General features: G+C 66.5%; 24 protein-coding genes. 10 read left to right on the forward strand and 14 right to left on the reverse strand.

Going from position 1 to position 25,967, the window contains the following annotated elements; all coding sequences use genetic code 11:
- Positions 1 to 193: 193 nt before the first annotated feature.
- Genes C0V75_RS13430 through C0V75_RS13440 form a run of 3 tightly spaced genes read right to left on the reverse strand, consistent with a single transcriptional unit; the run spans position 194 to position 4,784 of the window.
- Positions 194 to 1,267: a M48 family metallopeptidase gene (locus C0V75_RS13430; RefSeq protein WP_101921472.1), complete on the reverse strand. Its 1,074-nt coding sequence runs from the start codon at positions 1,265 to 1,267 to the stop codon at positions 194 to 196.
- The gene (locus C0V75_RS13435) at positions 1,267 to 2,457 is read right to left on the reverse strand and encodes a DUF898 family protein (RefSeq protein WP_101921473.1); all 1,191 of its coding nucleotides are present in this window, start codon (positions 2,455 to 2,457) and stop codon (positions 1,267 to 1,269) included. The genes C0V75_RS13430 and C0V75_RS13435 overlap by 1 nt, the downstream gene beginning before the upstream one ends.
- A 23-nt stretch (positions 2,458 to 2,480) precedes the next feature.
- On the reverse strand, positions 2,481 to 4,784 hold the full coding sequence (locus C0V75_RS13440; protein ID WP_101921474.1) for a DNA topoisomerase IV subunit A: 2,304 nt from the start codon (positions 4,782 to 4,784) through the stop codon (positions 2,481 to 2,483).
- Between the two features lie 169 nt (positions 4,785 to 4,953).
- Between C0V75_RS13440 and C0V75_RS23985 the strand changes: the two genes are divergently transcribed.
- From C0V75_RS23985 to C0V75_RS13470, 6 genes are all read left to right on the forward strand, one after another.
- Positions 4,954 to 5,490 carry an SH3 domain-containing protein gene (locus tag C0V75_RS23985; protein WP_101921475.1) on the forward strand — a complete coding sequence of 179 codons (537 nt, stop codon included), beginning with the start codon at positions 4,954 to 4,956 and terminating at the stop codon, positions 5,488 to 5,490.
- 86 nt (positions 5,491 to 5,576) lie between these two features.
- Positions 5,577 to 6,401, forward strand: a complete 825-nt coding sequence (locus C0V75_RS13450) for an SDR family oxidoreductase (protein WP_101921476.1) — start codon at positions 5,577 to 5,579, stop codon at positions 6,399 to 6,401.
- A gap of 83 nt (positions 6,402 to 6,484) precedes the next feature.
- The gene (locus tag C0V75_RS13455) at positions 6,485 to 6,688 is read left to right on the forward strand and encodes a twin transmembrane helix small protein (RefSeq protein ID WP_101921477.1); all 204 of its coding nucleotides are present in this window, start codon (positions 6,485 to 6,487) and stop codon (positions 6,686 to 6,688) included.
- Between the two features lie 3 nt (positions 6,689 to 6,691).
- Positions 6,692 to 7,270, forward strand: a complete 579-nt coding sequence (locus C0V75_RS13460; protein ID WP_101921478.1) for a cob(I)yrinic acid a,c-diamide adenosyltransferase — start codon at positions 6,692 to 6,694, stop codon at positions 7,268 to 7,270.
- 134 nt (positions 7,271 to 7,404) lie between these two features.
- Positions 7,405 to 8,166: an electron transfer flavoprotein subunit beta/FixA family protein gene (locus tag C0V75_RS13465; protein WP_101921479.1), complete on the forward strand. Its 762-nt coding sequence runs from the start codon at positions 7,405 to 7,407 to the stop codon at positions 8,164 to 8,166.
- 1 nt (position 8,167) lies between these two features.
- Complete coding sequence (locus C0V75_RS13470; RefSeq protein WP_101921480.1) at positions 8,168 to 9,091, forward strand: electron transfer flavoprotein subunit alpha/FixB family protein; 924 nt, start codon at positions 8,168 to 8,170, stop codon at positions 9,089 to 9,091.
- Positions 9,092 to 9,143: 52 nt separating this feature from the next.
- Here the strand turns inward: C0V75_RS13470 and C0V75_RS13475 are convergent, their stop codons facing one another.
- Positions 9,144 to 9,965, reverse strand: coding sequence for a DUF6473 family protein (locus C0V75_RS13475; protein WP_101921481.1), 822 nt, complete (start codon positions 9,963 to 9,965; stop codon positions 9,144 to 9,146).
- A gap of 165 nt (positions 9,966 to 10,130) precedes the next feature.
- On the opposite strand from C0V75_RS13475, the gene C0V75_RS13480 reads away from it, so the two are divergent.
- Positions 10,131 to 11,009: a 3-hydroxybutyryl-CoA dehydrogenase gene (locus C0V75_RS13480; RefSeq protein WP_101921482.1), complete on the forward strand. Its 879-nt coding sequence runs from the start codon at positions 10,131 to 10,133 to the stop codon at positions 11,007 to 11,009.
- Positions 11,010 to 11,013: 4 nt separating this feature from the next.
- The gene (locus C0V75_RS13485; protein WP_101921483.1) at positions 11,014 to 11,748 is read left to right on the forward strand and encodes a pseudouridine synthase; all 735 of its coding nucleotides are present in this window, start codon (positions 11,014 to 11,016) and stop codon (positions 11,746 to 11,748) included.
- 240 nt (positions 11,749 to 11,988) lie between these two features.
- On the opposite strand, the gene C0V75_RS13490 is transcribed toward C0V75_RS13485, so the two are convergent.
- From C0V75_RS13490 to C0V75_RS13520, 7 genes are read right to left on the reverse strand one after another with little or no spacing between them, the layout of a single operon-like run.
- Positions 11,989 to 12,894: a lysophospholipid acyltransferase family protein gene (locus tag C0V75_RS13490; RefSeq protein ID WP_254216471.1), complete on the reverse strand. Its 906-nt coding sequence runs from the start codon at positions 12,892 to 12,894 to the stop codon at positions 11,989 to 11,991.
- 30 nt (positions 12,895 to 12,924) lie between these two features.
- Entirely contained in the window at positions 12,925 to 13,194 is a 270-nt protein-coding gene (locus C0V75_RS13495) for an HPr family phosphocarrier protein (protein ID WP_101921484.1), read from the reverse strand.
- 10 nt (positions 13,195 to 13,204) lie between these two features.
- Positions 13,205 to 13,600 carry a PTS sugar transporter subunit IIA gene (locus C0V75_RS13500; protein ID WP_101921485.1) on the reverse strand — a complete coding sequence of 132 codons (396 nt, stop codon included), beginning with the start codon at positions 13,598 to 13,600 and terminating at the stop codon, positions 13,205 to 13,207.
- Positions 13,597 to 14,514: an RNase adapter RapZ gene (gene rapZ / locus C0V75_RS13505; protein WP_101921765.1), complete on the reverse strand. Its 918-nt coding sequence runs from the start codon at positions 14,512 to 14,514 to the stop codon at positions 13,597 to 13,599. The genes C0V75_RS13500 and rapZ overlap by 4 nt, the downstream gene beginning before the upstream one ends.
- A 14-nt stretch (positions 14,515 to 14,528) precedes the next feature.
- Positions 14,529 to 14,912: an HPr kinase/phosphorylase gene (locus C0V75_RS13510; protein WP_254216487.1), complete on the reverse strand. Its 384-nt coding sequence runs from the start codon at positions 14,910 to 14,912 to the stop codon at positions 14,529 to 14,531.
- A gap of 35 nt (positions 14,913 to 14,947) precedes the next feature.
- On the reverse strand, positions 14,948 to 16,645 hold the full coding sequence (locus tag C0V75_RS13515; protein WP_101921487.1) for an ATP-binding protein: 1,698 nt from the start codon (positions 16,643 to 16,645) through the stop codon (positions 14,948 to 14,950).
- A complete protein-coding gene (locus C0V75_RS13520) occupies positions 16,646 to 17,347 on the reverse strand; it encodes a response regulator transcription factor (protein WP_101921488.1) in 702 nt (233 codons plus the stop codon).
- Positions 17,348 to 17,717: 370 nt separating this feature from the next.
- On the opposite strand from C0V75_RS13520, the gene C0V75_RS13525 reads away from it, so the two are divergent.
- On the forward strand, positions 17,718 to 19,316 hold the full coding sequence (locus C0V75_RS13525) for a phosphoenolpyruvate carboxykinase (RefSeq protein WP_101921489.1): 1,599 nt from the start codon (positions 17,718 to 17,720) through the stop codon (positions 19,314 to 19,316).
- 207 nt (positions 19,317 to 19,523) lie between these two features.
- Here the strand turns inward: C0V75_RS13525 and C0V75_RS13530 are convergent, their stop codons facing one another.
- Positions 19,524 to 20,291: a sulfite exporter TauE/SafE family protein gene (locus tag C0V75_RS13530; RefSeq protein ID WP_254216472.1), complete on the reverse strand. Its 768-nt coding sequence runs from the start codon at positions 20,289 to 20,291 to the stop codon at positions 19,524 to 19,526.
- Positions 20,292 to 20,702: 411 nt separating this feature from the next.
- On the opposite strand from C0V75_RS13530, the gene C0V75_RS13535 reads away from it, so the two are divergent.
- Positions 20,703 to 22,370 carry an acyl-CoA dehydrogenase family protein gene (locus C0V75_RS13535; protein ID WP_101921490.1) on the forward strand — a complete coding sequence of 556 codons (1,668 nt, stop codon included), beginning with the start codon at positions 20,703 to 20,705 and terminating at the stop codon, positions 22,368 to 22,370.
- 228 nt (positions 22,371 to 22,598) lie between these two features.
- On the opposite strand, the gene C0V75_RS13540 is transcribed toward C0V75_RS13535, so the two are convergent.
- Positions 22,599 to 23,834, reverse strand: a complete 1,236-nt coding sequence (locus tag C0V75_RS13540; RefSeq protein WP_101921491.1) for an MFS transporter — start codon at positions 23,832 to 23,834, stop codon at positions 22,599 to 22,601.
- A gap of 86 nt (positions 23,835 to 23,920) precedes the next feature.
- Complete coding sequence (locus C0V75_RS24110; RefSeq protein ID WP_305791147.1) at positions 23,921 to 25,816, reverse strand: lytic transglycosylase domain-containing protein; 1,896 nt, start codon at positions 25,814 to 25,816, stop codon at positions 23,921 to 23,923.
- Between the last annotated feature and the right edge of the window lie 151 nt (positions 25,817 to 25,967).

Genomic DNA, 25,967 nt, shown 5'->3' on the forward strand with positions numbered 1-25,967 from the left:
GCGAACCCCCGCAACACCCTATCCGAAAGAGACTCCTGTCGCAGCCGCACAGGGCCTTGCAGCCACGCGGATATCACACAACTCTTTGGGAAACGGACATTCGGGCGTCAGCCTCCTCCGTCCGTTTTGTCCGTAACGAGTTGCGCGCCCGGACGCGGCCAGCCTTGCCGGCCTGCCGCATCCGGGCGCAGTTTCATCCGCAGATGCCGCGCAGCGCCTGCCATTCGGCCTCGGTCAGCACCGGCTCCGTCGCCCCGGTCCCGGCCGCCCTCGCCGCCTCCGCCCGGTTGCCGCTTGCCGGATGGGTGGACAGGATTTCTGGCACATCGCCCCCCATCCCCTCGATCCGCTCGAAAAAGGCCGCCAGCCCCTCGGTCCCCACCCCCGTCCGCGCCAGCAGGGCAAAGGCGAAGGCATCCGCCGCTTCCTCCGCCTCGCGCGTATAGGACGCCCGCAGGATGTAATCCCCCGCCAGGCCGATCACCGTCCCCCCGGTCACATCACCCAGCACCAGCGCCAATATCCCCGCCGATCCCGCCGTCCGGAAGGCCAGCCGCACCGGATCGCGCGCCTCCACATGGCCGATCTCATGCGCCAGAACGCCCGCCACCTCTTCCGCCGTCTCCGCCTCGTCCAGCAGACCGCGCAGGATGACCACATGCCCCCCCGGCGCCGCGAAAGCGTTCAGCATCTCGTGGTCAAAGACCGACAGGTCGATGTCATAGGTCAGCCCCTGCCCCTCGGTCAGCCGCCGCTCCATCTTCTCCAGCGCGGCCAGCCCCGCCGGGTTGTCGCAGACCAGACTGTCCTCTGCGCCCAGCATCCCCTCCACCTGCCGAAGCACGGCCTGCCCGAAGGCCACCTCCTGCTCCATCGGCAACTGATCCGCCAGCAGGTCCGAAATTCGCGGCAGGAAGACAAACAGGATCGCCGCCAGCGCCGCGCCCGCCAGAGCGATGCGCCCCGCGACCTTCACCCCCGTCCCCCGCCGCAGATCGCGCCGTGCAAGGCCCGTCGCCTCGGCCCTGACCCAGGCCGCCAGCGCCCCCTCGGCCAGCACCAGCCGCGCCGGGTCATGCGGCAACTCATCCCCCTCGGCCACCGCCAGCGCCAGAACCAGCCCCTCGCCCTCAATCCGCCGCAGCCGGTCCAGCGGCCAGGTCTCCCGACCAAAGCGCAGGCCCCGCCCATCCGGCGTCACCTCCACCACCTGCCGCCGCGCGGATATGCCGTCGAAAAAGACCGCCTCTTCCGCCGCGGGCCGCATCAGAAGGCCCCGCCCATGTCCAGCGCATCGGCCAGACCCTCGGCATCCGCCCCCCGGTCCGAAACCCGCTGCCGCACCGCATCCAGCGCCTCCGCCCCGGTCACCGTCACGCTCTCCACGAAATGCCCAAGGATCGGCTGGCTGATGAAGACCAGCGCCAGCGCCCCGAACACCGTCAGCAGCAGCAGATACAGCGCCACCCCCAGCACCGCGAATTCAAGCTGCACCAGTTCCGACGCCTCCTCGATCCCCACCATCATCGACCCGAGCGGCGCAAAGATGATGGCCGAGGCGACACCGCCCAGCAGGCCCACGATGAACACGCCCTTGATATACAGCCAGACCACCCGCCCCGCCCGTGGCGCGGCGCGAAAGCCAAGCCCTCCGTCCATCTCCTTCTGCGACATCAGATAGCCGAAGGCCCGGACACGATAGATGACCAGCCCGACCATCCCCCAGATCGCGCCCACCGTGGCCAGAAGACCCGAAAGCCCCGGGCTGCCCCCGATCCCAACCAGCACCGACAGCCCGATCAGTGCGATGCCCACAACCACATGGAAATACGCGGAATAAAGCCCCGTCCACCGCCCGCCCTGCCGGAACCGCGCCCCGCCATACCATGTCCGCTCGGTCATGTAGGCCTCCAGCCGATAGGTCATCAGCGGCCAGAGCAGCCCCAGCGAAACCACCGTCAGCGCCAGATAGATCAGCCCCCGCAGCATGTAACCGCCCGCCGCATTCTCCATCGCGAAACGGATGCCCCGGAACCGCGTCCGGGCCAGCTTGTACCGCCGCGCCCGATAGGCCGCGAACAGCATCAGGGGCAGCACCGCAAGGAAGGACAGCGCGATGGAAATGCCCTGCGCGATCTCTTCCATCTCGTTCTGCGGGTCCAGCACGAAACGGATGCCCACCGCGAAGAGGATCAGTTGCACCACCGCCAGATAGACGGCCAGCACCACCACCGCCATCAGAAAGCCAAGGAACATCTCCAGCCCCGTGCCGGTGAATTCCATGGCGTCATCGCCCACCCGCACCTTTTCCCAGACATGCCGCCGGATGCGCGCCTTGGCCCAGAACCGATAGATGCCCAGCGTGACCACGCCCAGCACCCCGGTCCCCAGCGCAAGCGGGAAAAGCTTGGCCGGATCACCCCGGTAGGAAACCTGCAACTCCCCGGCGCGATCCATGCAATGCCATCCTCAAATGCGTCTCAGGTAAACTTGTTGTCCCGCGGGAACCCGCGCGGCGCCATCTTGCCCGCCCCTGCCCGCGGCCCCTGCCATTCGGTCAGATCGGCCTCGGTCCGCGTCCGCCCGGCCGGGTCTTTCCAGGTCAGCCCCTCGGCCAGCGCGAAGGTGATGGCATCCGACAACCCGCCATCCTTGTATTTCTGCAAGCGCACGCCCTTGCCCTTGGCCATCTCCGGCAGTTCCGCCAGCGGGAAGACCAACAGCTTCCGGTTATCCCCCACCACGGCAACCGTATCTCCGGCCACCTTGCGGCAGAGGGCGGTCTTCACCCCGTCCTTCACCGTCAGCACCTGCTTGCCTGCCCGTGTCTGGGCCAGCACCTCATCCGACGGCACCACGAACCCGTCACCCGCCGTGGATGCCACCAAGAGCTTCTCGCCGGGGCGGAAGATCATCAGGTCCACGATCTCCGCCTCGTTCGGCAGATCGACCATCAGGCGCACGGGTTCCCCCATCCCCCGCCCGCCCGGCAGGTTCGCGCCCAGAAGCGTGTAGAACCGCCCGTTCGACCCGATCAGCAATATCTTGTCCGTCGTCTCGGCGTGGAAGATGAACCTTCCCTCGTCGCCGTCCTTGAACTTCACCTCGGTATCCAGCGCGACCTGCCCCTTCATCGCGCGGATCCAGCCCATCTTGGAACAGATCACCGTGATCGGCTCGCGCTCGATCATCGCCTCGAACGGCACCTCCTCCACATCGCCCATCTCGGCAAATGTGGTGCGCCGCGCGCCCTCTTTCGTGCTCTTCCCGAACTGCTTGCGGATGTCTTCCAACTCCGCCCCGATCTTCTTCCACTGGCGCTTTTCGCTCTCCAGCAGATCGGCAAGGTCCGCCCGCTCCTTCATCAGCGCATCGCGCTCGCGGATCAGCTCCATCTCCTCCAGCCGCCGCAAGGACCGCAGCCGCATGTTCAGGATGGATTCCGCCTGAAGCTCCGTCAGTTCCCCCTCGCCCGGGGGCGGGGAAACGTAATCCTTCTCCGACGTCGCCCGCTTGTGATCCTTCGACCAATCCTCCGCCATCAGGGCGCGCTTGGGATCGTCGTCATAGCGGATGATGTCGATCACCCGGTCCAGATTCAGGAAGGCGATGATGAAGCCTTCCAGAACCTCCAGCCGGTGGTCGATCTTCTCCATCCGGTGTTCCGACCGCCGCCGCAGCACATCGCGCCGATGGTCAAGGAAGGCCCGCAGCACCTCCTTCAGCGAACAGACCTTCGGCACCTTGCCGTCGATCAGCACATTCATGTTCAGGCTGAACCGGATCTCCAGATCGCTGTTCTTGAACAGCGTCCCCATCAACACATCCGGCTCCACCGTCCGCGCCCGCGGCTCCAGCACGATCCGCACGTCATCGGCGCTTTCGTCCCGCACATCGGCCAGAAGCGGGATCTTCTTCGTCGTGATCAGTTCCGCCAGCTTCTCGATCAGCTTGGACTTCTGCACCTGATAGGGGATTTCCGTGACCACGATCTGCCACGTCCCGCGGCCCAGATCCTCCACCTCCCACTTGGCGCGCAGCCGGAACGACCCCCGCCCCGTGCGATAGGCCTCAAGGATATTGGCCTTGGGCTCCACCAAGACCCCGCCCGTCGGGAAATCCGGCCCCGGCACGAACCCCACCAGCTCGTCATCCGTGATGCCGGGATTGCCCAGCATCGCCTGGCAGGCCCCGATCAGCTCATCCAGATTGTGCGGCGGGATATTCGTCGCCATCCCCACCGCGATGCCCGAAGACCCGTTGGCAAGAAGGTTGGGAAAGGAGGCCGGCATCACCACCGGCTCTTCCAGCGTGCCGTCGTAATTCGGGCGGAAGTCCACGGCGTTCTCTGCCAGCCCTTCCATCAGCGTCTCGGCAATCGCCGTCAGCCGCGCCTCGGTGTATCGGCTGGCCGCCGGGTTGTCCCCGTCGATATTGCCGAAATTCCCCTGCCCATCCACCAGCGGGTAACGGACGTTGAAATCCTGCGCCAGACGCGCCATCGCGTCATAGATCGCGGCATCGCCATGCGGGTGATAGTTCCCCATCACATCGCCCGAAATCTTGGCCGACTTGCGGAATCCCCCCGTCGCGGTCAGCCTGAGTTCCCGCATCGCATAGAGGATTCGCCGATGCACCGGCTTCAGCCCGTCGCGCGCATCCGGCAGCGCCCGATGCATGATCGTGGACAGCGCATAGGTCAGATACCGCTCGCCAATCGCGCGGCTCAGCGGCTCCGCCACCAGAATGGGCTCTATCTTGGGGCTCTCGGGCGTGTCTGACATGCATGTTGTGTAAATCGCCACGCGCCGCCGGTCCAGCCGAAACCGCAGTCCCCCCCGACACCGCTCCACCCCTTCCGACCGATCGCCGAAACGGCAAGTTTCCGCTCAAATTCGCGCCGTTCCATGCTAGGAGGGCGGAAAGATTGCCCGTGGTGAGTCGGATACCAGAATGTTTCGTTATCTCCTTTTCTGTAGCCTCGGCCTTTACCTCGCCCTGCTGATCGGCGGCGAAGATCGGGGTCAGGAACGCATGGGTCTGCGCGGCGCCTATGCCATAGACCTGTCCACCCCCGCCCCCATGCAGATCGCGGCCCCCGCAACGCAGGCCCCCGCCACGCCGGAAGACGCGCGCAGCATCCTGCCCGAAACCGCCACCGCCACCCGCACCGACAGCGCCGCCACCCCGGCCCTCCTCGAACAGGCCGCCGCCCCGGCAGAACCCGCCTTCAACGATTTCAACAACCCCAGCGTCACCCTCCGCACCATCACGGCCGAGGCGGCGAATATCCGCGACGCCGCCAGCCGCAACGGCGCCGTGATCGGGCGGCTGGAACGCGGCGAGATCGTGCAGATGGTCGAACAGGTCGGCGACTGGGTGCATATCCGCATCGAAGGCGACGGGATCGACGGCTATGTCCACCGCCGCCTGATCTCCACCGAAGCGCCCGCCCTCTCCACCTACACGCTCTTTCCCGCCGCAGACTGACGGCCGCAGACTGACCGCCGCCCGGCATTGCCAAGTCCACGCCACTTCGCCTAGATCGGCGGAACGGGTCCAAGGGCAGGCAGGTCATGCGTTCCATCCTCATCACCGGATGCTCCTCCGGCATCGGCTATGACGCCGCCCATGCGCTCAAGGCGCGCGGCTGGCGCGTCTTCGCCACCTGCCGCCAGCCCGCCGATTGCGACCGCCTGATCGCCGAGGGGCTGGAAAGCTTCCCGCTCGACTACGCCTCCGAAGACAGCATCGCCGCCGCCGTCGCAGAAACCCTCTCCCGCACCGGCGGCCGCCTCGACGCGCTCTTCAACAACGGCGCCTTCGCCTGCCCCGGCGCGGTGGAAGACCTGCCCCGCGGCGCCCTGCGCGAAATCTTCGAAACCAACTTCTTCGGCTACCACGATCTCACCCGCCGCCTGATCCCCACCTTCCGCGCGCAAGGGCATGGCCGCATCGTGCAATGTTCCTCCGTCCTCGGCCTCGTCGGGGCGAAATGGCGCGGCGCCTATGTGTCCACCAAATTCGCCCTCGAAGGCCTGACCGATGTCATGCGGCTCGAAATGGACGGAACCGGCATCGACCTCATCCTCATCGAACCGGGCCCCATCGGCACCCGCATCCGCGAGAACGCCATCCCCCATTTCGAAAAGTGGATCGACTGGGAAAACTCCGCCCGCCGCGAGGAATACGCAGCCCTTCTCCACCGGCTCTACAAGCCCGACCAGAAAAAGGACCGCTGGGAACTTCCGCCCTCCGCCGTGACGGAAAAACTCATCCATGCGCTGGAATCCCCCCGCCCCCGCGCCCGCTATTACGTCACCGTCCCCACCTATCTCTCCGGAATCCTCAAGCGCCTCCTGCCGACCCGCCTTCTCGACCGCATCGTCGCCAAGGGCTGACGCCCGGCGAAAGGCGCGGCATCATGGGCATTCGCCTTTGCGCCATTCCCCGCTAGATGAGGCGCGAACCACAGGGAAACGCCATGCTCTCCGATCCGCTCTTCATCATCGCAGCCCTCGCGGCCTTTGCCGTGCTCGCCATCCTTATGGTCGGCATCGGCGGCTTCGCCAAGGGCGGCGACTTCAACCGCAAGCACGCGAACCGCATCATGCGGCTGCGCATCATCGCCCAGGCCGTGGCCGTCGCCCTGATCGTCGCCTTCGCCTGGCTGCATTCCAAGGGGTAAGCCATGGTCGTCCTCTCCAAGATCTACACCAAAACCGGCGATGCCGGGGAAACCGCGCTCGGCAACGGCGCCCGCGTGGCGAAACACGCCACCCGCGTCTCGGCCTATGGCACCGTGGATGAAACCAACGCCACCGTCGGCCTCGCCCGTCTCCACGCCGATCCGGAAACCGACAAGGCCCTGGCCCGCATCTCCAACGATCTCTTCGATCTCGGCGCCGATCTCTGCACCCCCGACATGCATCTCGACGCCACCCTCCCCTACACCCCCCTGCGGATGCAGGAGGCGCAGGTCCTGCGGCTGGAACGCGAGATCGACGCGATGAATGCCCGCCTGCAACCGCTCCGCAGCTTCATCCTGCCCGGCGGCTCGCCCCTTGCCGCGCAGCTTCACCTCTGCCGCACGGTCTGCCGCCGCGCCGAACGCCTGACGGTCGAACTCGCCACCATGGAATCGGTCAACCCCGAGGCGGTCAAATACCTCAACCGCCTGTCCGACTGGTTCTTCGTCGCGGGCCGCATCGCCAATGACGACGGCAAGGCCGATGTCCTCTGGGTGCCCGGCCTGACCCGCGAAGGCTAGGCCTCCGAAAAACGCGACGTCTCGACGCGCGATCCTGTCGCATTTGGTCTGTTGCAACCGCAGCGAACGGTCTAGTTACCCTATCGAGAGCTTGGGTGAGGTCCGCCCGTCGGACCGCAATAAGGAGATGCGCGATGAAGGTCCTGGTGCCTGTCAAACGTGTGATCGACTACAACGTGAAGGTCCGCGTCAAGGCGGACGGTTCCGGCGTCGATCTCGCCAACGTCAAGATGTCGATGAACCCCTTCGACGAGATTGCCGTCGAAGAGGCGATCCGGCTCAAGGAAAAGGGCATCGCGACCGAGGTCGTCGTCGTCTCCATCGGCGTGAAGCAGGCGCAGGAAACGCTGCGCACCGCGCTCGCCATGGGCGCTGACCGCGCGATCCTGATCGAAGCCGCCGCCGATGTGCATACCGACATCGAACCGCTCGCCGTGGCGAAACTGCTCGCAGGTGTGGTCAAGGAAGAAGCCCCCGGCATCGTCCTCTGCGGCAAGCAGGCGATCGACAATGACATGAACGCCACCGGCCAGATGCTCTCTGCCCTGCTCGGCTGGTCGCAGGCCACCTTCGCCTCCGAAGTCGCCATCGAAGGCGACACGGCGAAAGTCACGCGCGAGGTTGACGGCGGTCTCCAGACCATCGCGGTCAAGCTGCCGACGATCATCTCGGTCGATCTGCGCCTGAACGAACCGCGCTATGCCTCGCTGCCGAACATCATGAAGGCCAAGACGAAGCCGCTCGCCACCAAGACCCCCGCCGATTACGGCGTGGACGTCGCGCCGCGCCTCTCGGTCGTCAAGACTGTGGAACCGGCAGGCCGCAAGGCCGGCGTGAAAGTGGGCTCCATCGAGGAACTCATCGCGAAACTCAAAGACGAAGCAGGGGTGATCTGAGATGGCCGTTCTTCTTCTCGCCGATGTGAATGATGGCCAACTGGCCACCGATGCCGTCGCCAAGGCCCTTTCCGCCGTGAAAGGTCTGGGCGAGGTGCATATCCTCGTCGCCGGCACCTCTGCCGCCGCCGCGGCCGAAGCCGCCAAGCTTGACGGTGCCGCCAAGGTCCTCCACGCCGATGACGCGGCCTATGACCACGGCATGGCGGAATCCACCGCCGCGCTGATCGTCTCGCTTGCGGGCAGCTACAGCCACATCGCCGCCGCCGCGACCGCCTTCTCCAAGAACGTCCTGCCCCGCGCTGCGGCCCTGCTCGACGTCATGGTGATCTCGGACGTGACCGCCGTCGTCGATGCCGACACCTTCGAACGCCCGATCTATGCGGGCAACGCGATCCAGACGGTGAAATCCTCGGATGGCAAGAAGGTCCTCACCGTCCGCACCGCCTCCTTCAACGCCGCAGCCAGCACCGGCAGCGCCGCCGTTGAAAAGGTCGCCGTCGCCGCCGACGGGTCGCTGTCCAAATGGGTCGAAGACAAGGTCGCCGCGTCGGACCGCCCGGAACTCACCTCCGCCGGCATCGTCGTCTCGGGCGGCCGTGGCGTCGGCTCCCAGGCCGACTTCGCCCTGATCGAGAAACTGGCCGACAAGCTCGGCGCCGCCGTCGGGGCCTCGCGCGCCGCGGTGGACTCTGGCTACGCCCCGAACGACTGGCAGGTCGGCCAGACCGGCAAGGTCGTCGCCCCCACGCTCTACGTCGCCGTGGGCATCTCGGGCGCGATCCAGCATCTGGCGGGCATGAAGGACTCCAAGGTCATCGTCGCCATCAACAAGGACGAAGAGGCCCCCATCTTCCAGGTCGCCGATTACGGCCTCGTGGCCGACCTCTTCACCGCCGTCCCGGAGATGATCGAAAAGCTCTGATCCCGGGATCAAGGCGCAGGATAGAGGGGCGCGGGGAAACCCGCGCCCCTTTTCACATCATCCCCCGCAGCACCGGCAGCAGCGCCGCCGCCACCTCCTCATGCACGGCCACACCCGGCACGCCCCGCGCCGCAGGCTCCGCCATCGGCGGAAAGACCATCCCCTCCATCCCGCGCGCCCGCGCCGCCGCGCTCGGCACCACCGTCACGGCCGCATCCACCCGCCCCGCCAGCCTCTCCATCATCCCGGCATCCACCAGCAGCGGCTCTCCAAACGGCACATCCCGTGGCGGCCCCGGCGGCGCCTCCGCCATCCAGAGCAGCACCTTCCGCCCCGGAATGCCCGCCAGCAACCCTGCCATCCGCGCGCACCACGCGCTCCGCAACTCCTCCGCCACCAGCCCGAACCGCTCCGGCCCGGCCTCGAACAGCGACCGCAACATGTGCCGCGTGAAACTGAAATCCGTGAAATCCACCCCCCGATAGATCGTCTGCAACAGGGGAGAGGCGCGCAGGAACCGGTCATTCCGGCGCGGATGCACCGTATAGAACCGGTTCGACAGATCCGCCGCCCCCGGCACCTGCACCACCACAACGGCGGCCCGCTGCACCACATCCATCACCGCCGGATCGCCCAGCCAGGCATCCGGCCCCGCATTGGGGCAGCCAAGGTTCACCACCTTGCCCCCCAGCCCCGCCTCCAGCAGCGCCGGATAGGGCTGCGGGATATAGCGCCCATAGGCCTCGATCCCGCCCAGCACCGCAACGAACCACCCCGAAAGATCACGCCGCGGCCCCCGGAACAGCAACCGCGACCGCCCATAGCGACAAGGCATGTAATCGAGCGATCCCTCGCCCGCATAATCATAGGCCATGGCCCACCCCACAAGACTTCACCCGCAACCAGCTTTGCCGGACAGGTCTGAACAGCGGGTTAAGGTCGCAATTCGGCTAAAGCTTTCCGCAACGCGCCCCGCGCCGCTTGCACCCGGCCCGCCCCGGTGCATAAGGTCCATCCCGGAACGAAGGAGTGCTGAGTCATGGCAGAAATCCGCAGCGTGGGCGTCGTCGGCGCGGGTCAGATGGGCAACGGCATCGCCCATGTCTTCGCCCTTGCGGGCTATGACGTGCTCCTCTCCGACATCAGCCAGGCCAGCATCGACAAGGCGCTCGCCACCATCGAAAAGAACCTCGACCGCCAGGTCGCCCGCGGCAAGATCACCGCCGAAGACAAGGCCACCGCACAAGGGCGCATCCGCACCACGCTCCGCCTTGCCGATCTCGGCCCCTGCGACCTCATCATCGAGGCCGCGACCGAACGCGAAACGGTGAAACAGGCGATTTTCGAGGATCTGCTCCCCCATCTCAAACCCTCCACCATCCTCACCTCCAACACCTCCTCCATCTCCATCACCCGTCTTGCCAGCCGCACCGACAGGCCGGAAAAATTCATGGGCTTCCACTTCATGAACCCCGTGCCGGTGATGCAGCTTGTCGAACTCATCCGTGGCATCGCCACCGATCAGGACACCTGGGAAACCCTGCACGAGGTGGTGCGCAAACTCGGCAAGACCGCCGCCAGCGCCGAGGATTTCCCCGCCTTCATCGTCAACCGCATCCTGATGCCGATGATCAACGAGGCGGTCTATACGCTCTACGAAGGCGTCGGAAACGTGAAGTCCATCGACGAATCCCTCAAACTCGGCGCCAACCACCCGATGGGCCCCCTGGAACTGGCCGATTTCATCGGTCTGGACACCTGCCTTGCCATCATGAACGTCCTGCATGACGGTCTGGCCGACACCAAGTACCGCCCCTGCCCGCTGCTCACGAAGTATGTCGAGGCCGGATGGCTCGGCCGCAAGACGCAGCGCGGCTTCTACGACTATCGCGGCGAGGTGCCGGTCCCGACACGGTAACCGCATGCCCAAGGCCGCCACCTCGCGCATCGACAAGCTGCTGTCATCCATGGGCTACGGCTCACGCGCCGAAATGGCGCGCATGGCCAAGGCGGGCGGCATCACGCTGGACGGCGCGGATATCACCGATGTCAGCCAGCGCATCGCCCTGACGCCCGACCTGCCCGCCCGCATGGTGATCGACGGTGACCCGCTCGACCCGCTTCAGGGCCTCGTGATCCTCCTGAACAAACCCCTCGGCATGACCTGCTCGCACAAGGAAGACGGGCCGCTCGTCCACGATCTACTCCCCCGGCGCTGGCGCGCACGCGACCCTGCCATCTCCACCGTCGGGCGGCTGGACAAGCAGACCTCCGGCCTCCTCCTCCTCACCGATGACGGCGATCTCCTCCACCGCATCATCAGCCCCCGCCGCCACATCCGCAAAACCTACCGCGCCACGCTCGCCCGCCCCTTGAAAGGGACCGAGGCCGCCCTCTTCGCCTCCGGCACCCTGATGCTGGAGGGCGAAACCAAACCCCTCGCCCCCGCCGACCTGGACGTGATCTCCGCCACCGAGGCCCTGCTCACCGTAACCGAAGGCCGCTACCACCAGGTCCGCCGCATGTTCGCGGCCACAGGAAACCACGTCGAGGCGCTGCACCGGATCAGCCTTGGCGGGCTGTCGCTGCCTGCGGACCTCGCGCCCGGAAAGTGGCGACTGCTCGATCCGGCAGGGATCGCATCCGTTTTCGGATGATCCGTAGGGCGGGGGTCTCCCCGCCTTCCCGGCGCGGCGGGGTCAAACCCCGCCCTACTTCTTCAACGAAAGCACATGCTCCCGCAGCCAGGCCAAGAACCCGCGCGGGTTCCCCTCCCATTTCTTCAATTCCTCCGCCGGGATCGGCGCGCCGATCACCGGGCGTGTAGGCCGGAATTCGCATGGCCGGTAGGGCGGGGGTCTCCCCGCCTTCCCGGCGCGGCGGGGTCAAACCCCGCCCTACTTCTTCAACGAAAGCACATGCTCGCGCAGCCAGGCCAGGAACCCGCGCGGGTTCCCCTCCCATTTCTTCAATTCCTCCGCCGGGATTGGCGCGCCGATCACCGGGCGCGTCGGCTTGAACAGGCAGCGCTTGATCTCGTAAAGCAAGAGCCCCTGCCGCAGCGTGTCGCTGATCTTGTTCGCAATCAGAAAGGCCCGGCTGTTCTGGCCGGGGAAAAAGACCGGCAGGATCGTCGCCCCCGAGGACCGCACGATCTTGTGGGTGAAGACGTTCCACTCCGCCTCCACGGCGGGCCCCCACCAATCCTCGCTCATCGCCACCTTGCCGGCCGGGAACAGGATGATCACCCCCCCCGCCTTCAGATGCTTCATCGTCTCGTCCCGCATCTGCAGGCCCAGTTCCCGCGCATTGTCCTCATGCGGAAAGGGCACCGGGATCATGAATTCCTCGACCTCCGGAATCCCCGTCAGCAGCGACCGCGTCAGGATCTTGAAATCCGACCGCACGCGGTTGACCATCTCGGCCAGGATCATCCCATCCACAAGGCCCGACGGATGGTTCGATACCACCACCAGCGGCCCCTCCTTCGGGATCAGCGCAATCTCTTCCGGCGGCGTCTGGATCGTGATCCCCATCTGCCGGATCGCCTTGGGCCAGAAGGGCGCGCCCACCGGTGCCCCCGTCCGCTCGAAATCCCGGATCAGCCGCAGCAGCGTCACCTTCGCCGTCAGCCATTCGATGGCGCGGATGGTGTTGGCCTTGAACGGGTTCTTGAACGTCCCGGCATAGGACAGCCGCCGCATGTCATAGGGGCGCTCCGCCCGCGCCGCCCTGCGCCGCGCCAGCTCCTCCTCGCTCACCTCAAGGGTGCGCACCTCTTCGCTCTGCGACGTTCCGGTCACGCGGGATCTGCCTTTCGCGTCTGACGGGCCTCAGTAGTCCTCGCCGAAGCGGTTTGCAACCAGCGCCTCCAGCGCATCGGCAAGCTTCTCCGCCTCAGCGCCATGGGTCGCCACCGCGATCTCCGTCCCGCGCGACGCCGCCAGCATCAGAAGACCCATGATCGAATCCCCCGACACGGTCATCCCGTCCTTCGTCACCTGCGCCTGCGCGTCATGCCCCTCGACCACTTCCACGAACTTGGCCGAGGCCCGCGCATGCAGCCCCTTCTCGTTTATGATCCGCAACACCCGTCCCGTCATGATCCCAAGCTCACGCCCCTCCGCCGAGGTCCAGACTGTTGATATACTTGCGCCCGGCGTCAAGCGCCGCCGCCACCGCCTCCGGCACCGTCAGGTCGCGCGACTTGGCCAGCTTGATCAGCATCGGCAGGTTCGCCCCATAGACGATGCGCCGGTCCGCGCCCACGCAAGCCATCAGCGACAGGTTCGACGGCGATCCCCCGAACATGTCCGTCACCACCACCACGCCCGCCCCCGTATCCACCGCATCGGCGGCGGCGCAGATTTCCGCCTGCTTGGCCTTGCGGTCATGGTCATCCTCGATGGCGATGGCCCGCATCGCATCCTGCTTGCCCACGACATGCTCGACCGCGGAAAGATATTCCCGCGCCAGCCCGCCATGTGCCACGATCACGATACCGATCACGCGCCAATCACCCCGTTTGCACCGGCAGGCGTCACAGCCGCCCGGCGTTCCAGTTCCCGGTGCCGTTTTGACACCGCCCAGCCAGCCTCTGCAAGCACCTTGCCCAGCATTTCGGCCACCGCGACGCTGCGATGCTGCCCGCCCGTGCAACCGAATCCGATGGACAGATGGGCCTTGCCCTCCGCCACCGTCGCCGGAAGCAGAAACTGGACCAGCCCGCTCAACCTCTCGAAGAATTCCGCGAAACGCGGGTCCCCCGCCACATGCTCGGCCACCGCCGCATCGCGCCCGTCCAGATCGCGCAAGCCGGCCTCCCAATAGGGATTCCGCAGGAAGCGGCAGTCGAAGACCATGTCCACGCCCCGCGGCAATCCCCGCTTGTAGCTGAAGCTCTGCAAGGACACCGCCATCCGCGACGCCACCCCCTGCCCGAACCACTGCGCCAGCTCCGCCTTCAGGTCATGCGGGCTCATCTCCGTCGTCTCGATCAGATGATCCGCCCGCACCCGGATCGGGGCCAGCAGGTCGATCTCCCGCGCGATCCCCTCCGCCGGCGCCTCTGCCGGGGCCAGCGGATGCCGCCGCCGCGTCTGGCTGTAGCGCCGGATCAGTTCCGACGGCGCGCAATCGACATACAGCACCTCCAGCGCCACCTTCGGATCGCGCGTCAGCGTGTCGATCAGCTCGATCACCGCCGTCACGTTGAAATCCCGGTTGCGCACGTCAAGGCCAAGGGCGATGGGCCGCTCCAGCGGCGCCCCCTCGATCAGCCGCGGCACAAGGCGCAGCGGCAGATTGTCGATCACCTCATAGCCAAGGTCTTCCAGCGCGTCGATCGACGTGCTCCGCCCGGCACCCGAAGGGCCGGTGACCAGCAAGAGCCGGTGCCCGATCGCCTGTAAGTCGTCCTGCATCGCGGGACTTTCCGTCACTCTCTGCGCCCTGCCCTGACATAGTGCAGCAACGCCGCCGGGAAATGGGGCCCATTGCCGCCGCGCACAAGGGCCACTGTCCGTCCGAGGTAGGTGACCACGCGTCGCGGCGGCAGTCGCTCCGTCTCGGGCTCTCCCAGATCGACCACCACCGTCACCTCGGCCTCCTCCAGCGGATCGGCCTCCAGAAGCCCCAGACCCCGCGCCTCGATCATTCCCCGTATCGCCGCCGGGCAGGTGGCGCGAAGCGCCTCCTCGCGCAGCGAAAGCGTCACCCGGTCATCCGCCACCAGCCGCGCGCCATGCGCCATCAGCGCCAGCGCCAGCTCCGACTTCCCGCTTCCGGAAGGGCCGATGATCAGAACCCCGCGCCCCTCCATCGCGACACAGGTCGCGTGCAGCGTCAGGCTCTCGGTCACACCGGCAGACCGACCACGAACCGGGCGCCAAGGGGATCAGAGGTCACATCGGCATGGGTCGGGCGGATGTTCTCGGCCCAGATCACCCCGCCATGCGCCTCGACAATCTGCTTGGAAATCGCAAGGCCAAGCCCCGAATGCTCGCCGAACTGGCCCTGCGGACGCTCGCTGTAGAACCGCTTGAACACCTTGGTCAGCGCCTGTTCGGGGATGCCCGGCCCGGTATCCTCCACCACGATCAGCACCCGGTTCTCGCGCCGCCGCGCCCAGATGCGCACCGCATCGCCATCCTCGCAAAAGCTGATCGCATTGGTGATCAGGTTCACGAAGACCTGCGCCAGCCGCGCCTCCAGCCCCCGGATCAGGATCGGCTCGCCGGGGAAGTCGGTGATGAACTCCACCCCCTTCTCATTCGCCTGCTGGCCCAGATATTCCGACAGGTTGGTCAGGGTGCGGACAAGGTTGAACTCCTCCTCCTCCTCCTTCACCAATTCGCTGTCCAGCCGCGAGGCGTTGGAAATGTCGCTCACCAGACGGTCCAGCCGCCGCACGTCATGCTCGATGACGTCCAGCAACTTCTCCTTCTGGTCCTCCCGCTTGGCCAGCCGCATCGTGCCGACGGCGGACCGCAGGCTTGCCAGCGGGTTCTTGATCTCATGCGCCACATCGGCGGCGAACTGCTCGTTCGCGTCGATCCGGTCATACAGCGCCGCCACCATGCCCCGCATGGCCACCGACAGCCGCCCGATCTCGTCCGGACGCGCCTGAAGGTCGGGAATGCGCACCCGGCCCGGCGCCATCTTCCGCGCGTCCCGATCCCGGCCCAGTTCCGCCGCCGCCGCCAGATCGGACAGCGGATTGGCGATGGTCGAGGCCAGCATCAGGCTCAACCCGAAAGACACCATCAGCGAGGCGATGAAGATCAGCAGCACCTGCTCCCGCTCCGCCCGGGCCAGCGCATCGATCATCCCCTGATCCCCGGTCAGCACCACGACGGCGACGATCTCGCTCCCGCGCAGCACCGGCTCGGCCACCGCGAACAGCCGCCCGCCATCCGGCGTGCGCCCGGATATCTGCACGCCCTCGCCCTTCACCGCCGCCGGGAACAGCGATTCCGCAAGCGACAGCCGGTCCACCGGCTCCGCCTCGCTGCCGCCGCCCTGCAACAGCCCCGCCACCGCAGTCCAGGCCCCGGTCAGCGCATCCACGATCGGCGTGGCGCGCACCTGGATGCCACCCTCGATCCGCTCCTGCCCTGTCTTCCGCGCCGCCAGCGTGCCGTCCGGCAGAAGGACAAAGCCCTCGGCCCCCGGCCCGATCTGCACCGACTCCATCACCCGCGCCGCCCGGTCCGCCTCCAGCGGCCCCTCGACTTCGCCCGCCACCGCCTCGAAGACATCCGCCATCAGCAGCGTTTCGTTGATCATCGCCTCCTGCCGCAGGCCGACAAGGCTCTCCCGGAACGGATTCAGGAACAGCACGCCGCCCGCCAGCACCAGAAGCGCCAGCAGGTTGAACAGGATGATCTTCCGCGCCAAGGGAGACCGGTTCAGCGACACCACCCCGCGCCGGTCGCGGCTTGCCCGCAGGGCCGGATCGACGACTCCCTCGCCCGACGTCCAGTCCTCTCCCAGGACAACGTCGTCCGAACGGTCCCGCCGTCCCTCTTTCCCGATGCGCGGCACTGCGGTCATTTACTCTTCGTTGTAACGATAGCCGATTCCATACAACGTCTCGATGGCCGAAAAGTTTTCGTCCACCGCACGCATTTTCTTCCGCAGCCGCTTGATATGGCTGTCGATGGTCCGGTCATCGACATAGACCTGGTCGTCATAGGCCACATCCATAAGCTGATCCCGGCTCTTGACGAAGCCCGGCCGCTGGGCCAGCGCCTGCAACAGCATGAACTCCGTCACCGTCAGCGCCACATCCATGCCCTTCCAGGTCACCGAATGGCGCAGCGGGTCCATGCGCAGGTTGCCCCGCTCCATGATCTTGGTCTCTTCCGTGGTCGCCACCTCGCCCGTGGCAATGGCGTCCTGCCGCCGCAGCAGCGCCCTAATGCGCTCCACCAGCAGACGCTGGCTGAAGGGCTTCTTCACGTAATCGTCCGCGCCCATCCTCAGGCCCAGAACCTCGTCGATCTCGTCATCCTTCGAGGTAAGGAAGATCACCGGCATCGTCGTCTTCTGGCGCAGCCGCTGCAACAGGTCCATCCCGTCCATGCGCGGCATCTTGATGTCCAGCACCGCCATATCCGGCAGGCGCCGGTTGAAGGCGTCCAGGGCCGACTGCCCGTCATTGTAGGTCTCGACCTCGAACCCCTCGGCCTCAAGCGTCATAGCGACCGAAGTCAGGATGTTCCTGTCATCGTCGACAAGTGCGATCCTTGCCATATTGGTTATCCCTTGCTGCCCGTATCCCAAGTCATGATGACTTTTGTTTTGCCGGGCATGATCATTTTTCCACCGACGGAATCAACTGATATGTGCGAATCAGGGCACGAGCGGGGCGAAACCGTCGCGGAAAACCCACAGGATCACCGTTTTGCCGCCAGATTGCACAACCTGGACGAATGGTTGCGCTAAACCTCGGGTGGTTGCGCTAACGAAGCAAAAGCGTCCTGTTCCCATCCGCGACCGACATGCTATAGGCAAATCATGGCACCTCCCTTGGCCCGGAGGCCGCCATCCAACCCCTTGGCCCGGGTTGGCAATTTCGGGAACGGACAGGGCCGGGCGCATCCCGGCCGGAGGAGCTTGCAGTATGACGAACGGTCGCGTGAACCCCGCGCAGGAATTGGCACATCAAGGCATCACCGGTCTCGGGAACGTCTATTACAATCTCCCCGAACACAGCCTCGTCGAAGAGGCGGTCAAGCGCGGCGAAGGCCGCCTCGGCAAGGGCGGGGCCTTCCTCGTCTCCACCGGCCAGTTCACCGGCCGCTCCCCCAAGGACAAGCATGTCGTCCGCACCGCCTCCGTCGAAAAGACGATCTGGTGGGAAAACAACGCCGCCATGTCCCCCGAAGGCTTCGACCGGCTCCATGCCGACATGCTCGCCCATATGCAGGGGCGCGATTACTTCGTGCAGGATCTCTATGCCGGGGCCGACCCGGTCCACCGCCTCGATGTCCGCGTGGTGACGGAACTCGCCTGGCACGGCCTCTTCATCCGCCACCTCCTGCGCCGCCCCGACCGGGCCGAGCTTGACAGCTTCGTCCCCGAATGGACCATCATCAACTGCCCCGGCTTCAAGGCCGATCCCGCGCGCCACGGCTGCCGCAGCGAAACCGTCATCACGATGAACTTCGACAAGAAGCTCATCCTGATCGCCAACACCGCCTATGCCGGCGAAAACAAGAAATCGGTCTTCACCCTGCTGAACTACCTCCTGCCCGAAAAAGGCGTGATGCCGATGCATTGCTCGGCCAACCACGCCATCGGCAACCCGGTCGATACTGCCGTCTTCTTCGGCCTTTCCGGCACCGGCAAGACCACCCTCTCCGCCGCGCCCGACCGCATCCTGATCGGCGATGACGAACATGGCTGGTCCGACCGCGGCTCCTTCAACTTCGAAGGCGGCTGCTACGCCAAGACCATCAACCTCGACCCCGAGGCAGAGCCCGAGATCTACGCCACCACCCACCGCTTCGCGACCGTGGTGGAAAACATGGTCTATGATCCCGAAACGCTCGACCTCGATTTCGAGGATGACAGCCTCACCGCCAACACCCGCTGCGCCTATCCACTCGACTATATCTCCAATGCCTCGGCCACCGGGCTGGGCGGGCATCCGAAGAACATCATCATGCTCACCTGCGATGCCTTCGGCGTGCTGCCGCCCATCGCCCGGCTGACACCCGCGCAGGCCATGTATCACTTCCTCTCCGGCTTCACCTCCAAGGTGGCCGGAACCGAGCGCGGCGTGACCGAGCCGACCCCGACCTTCTCCACCTGCTTCGGCGCGCCCTTCATGCCGCGCCGGCCCGAAGTCTATGGCAAGCTGCTGCAAGCCAAGATCGCCAAGCACGGCGCCACCTGCTGGCTGGTCAATACCGGCTGGACCGGCGGCGCCTATGGCACGGGCAAGCGGATGCCGATCAAGGCCACCCGCGCGCTGCTGTCGGCGGCGCTCGACGGCTCGCTCGCCACGGCAGACTTCCGCCGCGACCCGAATTTCGGCTTCGACGTGCCCGTGGCCGTGCCGGGGGTGGACACCGCCCTCCTCGACCCCCGCACCACCTGGGCCGACAAGGGCGGTTATGACGCGCAGGCGATGAAACTGGTCGAGATGTTCTCGAAGAACTTCGAACAATACGTCCCCTTCATCGACGAAGACGTGAAGGCCGCCGCCATCGGGTGAATCAGGGCGGGGTTCCCCCCGCCCCCATCGCCACACCCCCCCTACGGCGAGGTTCACCCCGCCACCAACCCGCACCTCTCCCCAACCCGTAGGGCGGGGTTCACCCCGCCACCCGCGCCACATAACCCGACCCGTAGGGCGGGGTTCCCCCCGCCACCCGCGCCACATAACCCAACCCGCAAGGCGGGGTTCCCCCCGCCGCCGCCCTCACATCACCGCCTGCCGCACGAGGTTCAACCCCGTCAGCACCAGCAGGCCCTGCGTCCACCGCCGGAACCGCGCCTGATCCAGCCGGTCCTGCACCCGATACCCCACCACCATCCCCGCCATCGCCGGCACCACCAGCGCCGCCGAAAAGCCCAAGGACGCCCCATCCGCCACCCCCGTCCGCAAATGCGCCGCCAGCAGCGCCACCGCCCCGATCAGGAAGACCACCCCCTGCACCCGCACGGTCTCCGCCTTCTGCGCCCCGATCGACAGCAGATAGACCAGAAGCGGCGGCCCCCAGATGCCCGACACCCCCCCGAACAGCCCGCCGACGATCCCCAGCCCCCATTCCGCCCGCGCCCGATGCCGCAGCGGCAGCGCCAGCGGCACCCCCATCAGTTGCGCCGCCGCAAAGGCCGTCACCGGCACCCCCAGCAAAAGCAGATAGGCCATCCGCGGAATCACCGTCAGGAAAGGGGCCGAGACAAGGATGAACACCACCGTCCCGATCAGGAACCGCCGATAAGTCTTCACCGAAGCCCAGGCCGCCCCGATCCCCTGCCGTGTCGCCTGGCTCAGATTGGTCACCAGCGTCGGCAGGATCAGCCCGGCCACCGCCATCTCCGGCAGCAGAAAGGCGCTGAAGGCCGACACCATGATCAGGGGCATGGCAAAACCCACCGCCCCCTTCACGAACCCGGCGAAGAGCGTCACCGCCACCGCCGCCCAGAAGGCGGCAGGCTCCATCCCCGCCATCGCCCAGTCCATGCCGCCCCCCATACTGCGCGCCAGACCATGCCCCGCCCCCCGCCCGAAGCCAAGCCCCCGCCCCCTCCCCGACTCACCCAAGCGACGCCACGGCACAGACCGGTTAACGCCGCGTCACCGCTCGCCCCGTGGCCACAGTTTGCGGCACAGGTCCCGGCACAGAACGCGGCACGGTCCGCACAGCGTCCGGACCCGAATTAACCCAGCGCCCGCAACCACTTGCCCCGAACCGCGCCGCTCCGCCACCGCCTCCGCCCCCACACCCCCCAAACCGCCCCCCCGCATGGCCACGAAATTCCGCTGCGACATTTTCCTTCACTTGATCTTTTCCGCGCGAAATTAAGTTGCTCTGCGACTGCAAACATCCTACCTCTCTCGCAACCGCAGAATGATGTCCGGAAGGTGCCCACCATGCCGCACGATGGCCAGCCGATGACCGCCTCGCCCCTCCTCGCCGATCTTCTCGGCCTTACCGCCGCAGCCCTGCCCGAGGTGGAGGCGATCTTCCACGACGCCCGCGAAAACCTGCGCGGCATGGTCACCGTGGCGGGCAAGGTCTCGGCCCAGGCGCTGGAGGAACACCAATACGCCGCCCATGCGCTGGCATGGCTGGCCACCTATACCGAATCCCTGCGCCAGATGCAGGCCTGGGCGCTGCGCCTCGATACGGCAGGCCAGTTCTCGGAAATGGAGGCGCTCCTCCTCCAGATCGCCTATGGCGAATATCTCAACCAGATCCACGGCGGCATTTCCATGAGCCAGGGGGAGGTCGCGCGCTTGCAGGACCTTGGCCTCACCCCGGCCCATCCCGGCGCGGCGGCGGCTGCCCTCATGGCCCGGGGCAACACCGCCGCCGCCCGCACCCGCCTTGTGGCGCTCATGCGCGATAATCACGGTCGCGCCACCTTCGGCGCCACCGGGCTGGATGAAGAACTGGAAATGATCCGCGACCAGTTCCGCCGCTTCGCCGATGACAAGGTCGTCCCCCACGCCCATGAATGGCACCTGAAGGATGAGTTGATCCCGATGGAGATCATCGACTCCCTCGCCGAAATGGGCGTCTTCGGCCTGACCATCCCCGAAGAGTTCGGCGGCTTCGGCCTCTCCAAGGCCAGCATGGTCGTCGTGTCCGAAGAACTCTCGCGCGGCTATATCGGCGTGGGCTCCCTCGGCACGCGCAGCGAGATCGCCGCCGAACTCATCCTCTGCGGCGGCACGGCCGAACAGAAGGCCAAGTGGCTGCCGAAACTCGCCTCGGGCGAGATCCTCCCCACCGCCGTCTTCACCGAACCCAATACCGGCTCCGACCTCGGCTCCCTGCGCACCCGCGCCCGGCGCGAGGGCGACGACTGGGTGGTGAACGGCAACAAGACCTGGATCACCCACGCCGCCCGCACCCATGTCATGACGGTCCTCGCCCGCACCATCGACGGCACGACCGATTATCGCGGCCTCTCCATGTTCCTCGCCGAAAAGACCCCCGGCACCGACGAAACCCCCTTCGTGGATCAGGGCCTTTCGGGTGGCGAGATCGAGGTGCTCGGTTATCGCGGCATGAAGGAATACACCGTCAATTTCGACGATTTCCGCGTGAAGGGCGAAAACCTTCTCGGCGGGGTCGAAGGTCAGGGCTTCAAGCAACTGATGCAGACCTTCGAATCCGCCCGCATCCAGACCGCCGCCCGCGCCGTCGGCGTGGCCCAGTCGGCGCTTGAGGTCGGCATGAAATATGCCGAGGATCGCAAGCAATTCGGCAAATCGCTGATCCAATTTCCCCGTGTGGCGGGCAAGCTCGCCATGATGGCGGTGGAAATCATGGTCGCGCGCCAGCTCACCTATTTCTCCGCCTGGCAGAAGGACCATGACAAGCGCTGCGACCTGGAGGCAGGCATGGCCAAACTCCTCGGCGCCCGCGTGGCCTGGGCCTCTGCCGACAATGCGCTGCAAATCCATGGCGGCAACGGCTTCGCGCTGGAATACCAGATCAGCCGCATCCTCTGCGATGCACGCATCCTGAACATCTTTGAAGGCGCCGCCGAAATTCAGGCGCAGGTCATCGCCCGTCGCCTTCTGGATTGATTAACCCGTCCCCTTCAGGATGGCAGATCAAACGCGGACCGGTCTCCCGGCCCGCGTTTTTTCATCGCGAAGACCGCTCGCTGCATTAACCCCACCTTAAGGAACACGATGTCTGACGCAGACATCGTCGCGTTTTCTGCCCGCAGAAAACGGCCCCCCAACCATCGCGCTCCACCCGATTTCTGCGTGCAGAAATCGCCGCGAAATCTGCGTCAGATTTCGCCCCCCTCACTCGCCCGCAAAGGGCCGCCCATGCGAAGGCCGCAGCACCCCCAGCCGCGGATGCAGCCGCGACGCCACCGCATAGGCCCCCACCATCCCGGCCCCCGTCACCGCGAAAAACGCCGCCAGCGGCGCACCAAAGGGCACCAGCACAACCCAGGCCGCCGCCGGTGTCAGGATGCCGCTCACATCGCGGAAGCTGCTGTAAACCGCCGACATTTCCGTCCGCTCCGACGGCTTCACCGCCATCAGGAAGGGCAACCCCCCCACCACGTCCAGCAGCACGAGGAATACCGACGCCCCCATCATCGCCAGCACCGCCACCCAGGGCAGCGGCGCAAACACCGCGCTCGCCACGAAGAACAGCCCGCACAGGCCAAAGGCCATCCGCACCGCCCGCCGCACCGATGTCCGCCGCGCATAGCGCAGCATCACCGGCGAGATGAACAAGAGCGCATTGGAAATCGACAGTGCCACGCCCCCCACCTTGTCGCCCAGCCCGCTCTCGATACAGAAGATCGGCAGATAGACGACATAGACCCACCACCCGCAGGACCGCATCACCGCGAACATCCATCCCGCGATCAGGCGGGGCTGGCGGAAGAACCGGCCCAGATAGGCCAAGGGGTTCAGCGCCGGCCCCTTCGCCCGCTGGATCTGCTTCCCGTTTCCCAACCGCAGCACCCAGAACACCACCAGCAGCAGCACCGCCACCGATCCGGCCAGCAGAAACGGCGCCGGCGCCCACCAGTCATGCAGCCAGACCCCGGTCATCGGGCCAATCGCCCAAGGCCCCGCCGCATAGACCATCTGGGTGGATTGGCTCCGCCCCAGATCGGTGCGATCAATGTAATCAAGCACATAGGCGTTGAAGCAGACGAAGGTCGTCGCCGTCGCGCTGGCCAGGCACATCAGGGCCAGCGGCACCGTCACCGGCGTGCCCATCACCGCCAGCGTCATCCCCACAAGGTAAAGCAGGCAGCCCGAGGTATACATCCACCGCCGCGGCACATGCCGCGTGAACCACGGCACCAGCAGGCCCCAGACCAGCGCCACGATCCCCGCCCAGAAATAGGCGCTCGACGTGGCCTCGGCACTTCCCAACCCCTCATAGACGACCAGAGGCATGGCCGAAATCAGCGTCCCCCGCACCGTCGCCTCGATGCCCGCCAGCAGGGCGAAATTCTCCACCCTCGGCGTGGGGCTGTGGCGCAGGAAGAGGGGAAGGTATCGGGTGGCCATGATCTGTCACAAATTTGTGCAATCTGCGCATCGGATGGCCGTCCCCGTCTGCATCAGGCGCGACAGAGCGGGTCGGGAACAGACTCCTATCCCCGCAACTCGCCCGTCACATCCACCGGCCCCACCGATCCGCGCAGGATCGCGCGATAGATGACAAGGCTTTCGGTCACCCGCATCACATAGGTCCGCGTCTCGGTGAAGGGGATCATCTCCACCCAATCCACCACATCGACATCCGGATCGCGCGGATCGCCGAACATCCCCATCCACCGCTTCGGCCGCCCCGGCCCGGCATTGTAGCCCGAGGCGATCAACGCCACCGAAGTTCCAAATTGTTCAACCAGTTGCGCCAGATAGCCCGTCCCGATCCGCACATTATAGGCCGGATCGTTCAACCGGCGCGCGTCATAGGTCAGCCCCACCCGCGGCGCCACCAGCTTTGCCGTCGAAGGCAGCACCTGCATCAACCCCCGCGCATCCGCCGCCGACCGCGCCGCCGGGTCGAACTCCGACTCCCGCCGCGAAATCGCCAGCGCCAGCGCGCGGCTCACCGCAATCCCCTCACCCGGCACGAAATCCGGCACCGGATAATAGGCGCGCGGCAGGATCACCCCCTGTTCCGCCGCCTGCTTGGCGATGACCAGCGCGATATGCGGCTCGTCCATCCGCAGCGCCAGATCGGCCAACTGGTCCAGCTCCGGCCCGCCAAGCCCCTCGGCCAGATGCAGGAAGAACCGCTTGGCCAGCGTCCGGTCCCCGGCACGGCTCAGCAACATCGCCGCCTCCAGCACCGACGAAGAGGCAAAGCCCGCCCCCCGCCAATCCGCCGGCCGCGCCTGCGACAGAAGCGACGGGTCCAGCGACTGGCCCAGCGCCTCGGCCGCCAAGAGCCCGTAATAGGCCGTGTGATGCCGCGCCGCCTCCTGCAACTCCGCCGTCCCGCCCGCGCGATCCCCCGCCGCCAGCAGCGCCCGCCCCGCCCAGTAATGCGCGCGGGCCACCGAGATGGGCGTCGCCACCCCTTCCCGCAGGTTCCGGAAATGCCGCAGCGCCGTTTCCGCATCGCCCAGCTTGCGCAGCGCGATGAAGCCCGACAGGAACTCCAGATCGGCGTAATCGCTGCCCTCGGTCAGGAAATGGCTCGCCGCCACCCGATAGGCCGCCTTGGGCTGATCCGCCCGCAGCAAGGCCCGCGCCAGCGCCCCGCGCCGGTCGCCCCAGACCGCCGGGTCACCCAGGGCCGCAGCACTGGTCGATTGCGCGATCACCAGTTCCGCCGCATCCGCATCCCGGTCGCGCCGGAACCGCCAATCGGCCCTCTCATAGGCCAGCCCCGGATCGCCCTGCAACTCCGCAGGCACCCGCTCGATCAGCGCATTCACCCCATCCGCATCCGCCCGCAGCGCCATCCGCGCCTGTGCCAGCGCCTGCCACCCCGCGCTCACCCGCGGCAGCATCCGCTTCGCCTCGGCCACCCGGTCCTGCCACAGCAGACGGTCCAGCCGCACCTCATGCGCCACCTTCAGGGCATCGCCATAAAGCCCAAGGATTTCCGCCTCTTCCTCGGCAGAAAAGGCCAGTTCCGTCCAGCCCCGAAAGGCCTCTGCCTCCGCCTCCTGCGCCCGCCCCAAGGCCCGCAGCGCCTTGATCAGCGCCAGCGACCCTTCCGCCGTCTCCGGCAGACCGGCCCCGAAATAGGCCACCACCCGGTTTGGATCGGTGGACCGCGCCACCGCCTCCTCGCCCTTCTCCTTCAGAAGCGGCAGCCCCGGCCAATCCGCCCGCCGCGCGAGGAAATCCTCATATTCCCCCAGCCGCCCCTCGCCCGCGCGCAGGCGCTGCCATTCGATGATGTCGGCGGCCACCTGCCCGCCCCCTTGCGCCGCCGCCACCGCACCGGCCCAGTCGCCCGCCGCCGCCCGGTCCAGTCCGGCGCGCAGCGCATCCGCCGCATCGGCCATCGCCCCAACGGGCACCACCATCAAAAATGCCGAAAATAGCCACCCGAGGCGGCGCGTCCTTGCCATCATCTGCCCGATCATCGTTCTTGTAGGTTTTCGTGATCCTTGGACCGGACTCTGCCGCACCCCGCCGCCCCCCGCAACCCACAACCACGTCAACGCCTGCCCCACT

Origin of the sequence: Tabrizicola sp. TH137 (assembly GCF_002855575.1) — a bacterium.
Taxonomy (GTDB): domain Bacteria; phylum Pseudomonadota; class Alphaproteobacteria; order Rhodobacterales; family Rhodobacteraceae; genus Paragemmobacter.